At 44.0% G+C, this 2,576-nt stretch carries 1 protein-coding gene; it reads left to right on the top strand.

Annotated features, from left to right (window positions below):
- Positions 1-2,576: insulinase family protein (locus tag ACYVRA_RS06090; RefSeq protein ID WP_461251860.1), on the top strand; the 2,576-nt coding region annotated here is incomplete at both ends.

Here is a 2,576-nt window from a genome sequence, read left to right on the forward strand (position 1 = left end):
GTCGGGATACGGCGAATCAGTTTTTCGCCCACTGCTTCCCGAATGGACATTCATGCAGGAAGGACACAGGATGGAGTATCAGAATGAAAAGCTTGTAATTACCGGTGTTGTTTACAATGAGATGAAAGGCGCTTATTCATCGCTTGACACTTACGCGGGACTCTGGTCGGTAAAAGCGGTGATGCCGGACACTCCCTACGGTTTTGAATCAGGCGGCGATCCTCAGGCAATTCCGCAATTAACATTGGAAGGCTTAAAAAAATTCCATCGCAGCCGTTATTCTCCCGCTAATTGCAAAATTTTTCTTGCGGGCAATATTCCCACGGAAAAACAGCTTGCCTTTTTAAACGATGAATTTTTTTCCAAAATGGAAGGTGGTAAGGCGTGTGATCCAATTGTTAAAGCGCAGCGCTGGAAAGAACCTAAAAAATATCATGTGCAATGTCCTTCGGGCAGCGAAAGTAAATCAACAATTTTTCTATCATGGCTTTGTTCCGATGTTACCGATATTAACGAAAATTTAGCGTTAGTAGCGCTTGCGGAAATTCTTTTGGGACACGACGGTTCTCCTTTGACAAGAACGTTGATTGAGTCCGGTCTTGGAGAAGATATTACCCCCGTGTCGGGGCTTGAAGGCGAGATTAGGGAAACTTTATTTGTCGTGGGATTAAGAGGCGTAAAGGGAAATGTAAAGCAAAAAAGCGAGGCAATAGAAAAATTGATAATGGGGGAACTTCGTAGGCTTGTGAGCGAAGGTATTCCGCCGGAAGAAATAGAAGCGGCTCTTTTATCGCTTGAGTTTTCCCAGCGTGAAATACGCCGTTCAGGAGGGCCGTTCTCCCTTGTTTGGATGCGCCGTTCTCTTAGGGCGTGGCAGCACGGCTGTAACCCGTGGGAAGGGTTGCTGATTAACGGGCCTCTTAGTAAAATAAAAGAAAATCTTTTACGCGATAAAAAGTATTTTGAATCTTTAATACAAAAATATTTTCTTGATAACCCGCACCGCGCCCTTGTTATCTTAGAGCCAAAAGATGATTTCTTGCATAAACAGGAAAAGAAACTTTCTAAAGAGTTAAAAAATATTCATAAAAAATTAAGTAAAGAAGAACAGAGGCAAATTTTAGATAAGTCCAAAGAACTGGAAAAAATCCAAAGCGAAGCGGACACTCCGCAGGCGCTTGCGGCAATCCCTCACCTTTCGCGTAACGATCTTACCGCAAATGAAGATATTATTCCGCGCAGCCATGAAGATTTGCGCGGAGTTCCCGCTCTTTGCCATGATATTTACACTAATGGCATTACATATATGGATTTGGCTTTCCCGATAGATATTTTGCCTCCCGAAGACTATTCCTGGCTGCCGTTATTTTCCAGAGTGATTACATCCATCGGGCTTCCCGGCATGGATTATGGGGAAGTGTCAAGTTTACTGGCGCGTACTGTTGGCGGTTTTAACGCGGTTCTTCACACGGGGTCGGCAGTAAAGAACACTCCCATGCAGTTGCAAACCGCGTCGGGTAATTTTGATTTGTCAGGCCGCGACTGGATAATTTTCCGTCTAAAATGCCTTGATGAAAAAATTGCGCCGACGGCCGATCTTGCAATGCGCGTAATCTGCGAAGCGGATTTTTCCGACCGCAGAAGAATAAATGATCTTGTTTTGGAAATGAAAAACGAAATTAATTCCAGCCTTGCGCCAATGGGGCATATTTATTCATCAAGCAGGGCAGGCCGTTTTAATTCGCGTTCAAAAAGAGTGGAAGAAAAATACTCTGGAATTTCACAGATTGAATTTGTTCATCAGCTTGCCGGGTTCGATACTGGGGAAATAATTAACAAATTGCAATACATTAGAGAAAAAATTATTAAGGCGGGGCTTATTGTAAACATCACAGGAAACGCTCTTAATGCCGCAGGAGCGGAAATAGCGCAAAGATTCAGCCGCTTTGGTCCGCCTTTGCCCCGACTTTCAGCAGAAATAGGCGCAGGGACGCAAGCACCTGAAGTTTTTGCTTCCAAGTCTTTGCAAGTGGGTTTTGCGGCGTTGACGTTAAATTCCGTGCCTTTTGACACTTTGGAACAAATTACAGAACTTGTTTTAACGCACCAGTTGAGTACCGGGGCGTTGTGGGAAGATATACGGATGAAAGGCGGCGCTTACGGCGCTTTTATCAACAGCAATTCACTTGAAAACTGCGTGTCTTTCGCCACATACCGCGATCCGAATCCCCTGCGTTCATTAGATGTGATTTCTTCTATTTTTAAAGACAGCTCTTACGGAAAATGTTCCGAGGACTATCTTGTTAAATCAATAATTGGGTGTTACTCGAAAGAGACGCGCCCGCAAACCGCCTCGGAAAAAGGCATGGTTGACTTTTACAGGTTTCTTTACGGCATCGAAGAAAGCTACTATAAAAGAAAACTAGAACGGTTAATTTCTGTTTCAACCGCTGATATTGAAGCTGTTTTTAATTCATTAGGTTCCAGAGTAACTTCGCCACCTGTAATAATCGCGGGCGTAAAAACAGCTGAGGAAGCCGCAAAAGCGTTTGGAACTGACATGCCGATGTTGAAGA

Source organism: Treponema sp. R8-4-B8, assembly GCF_054786175.1.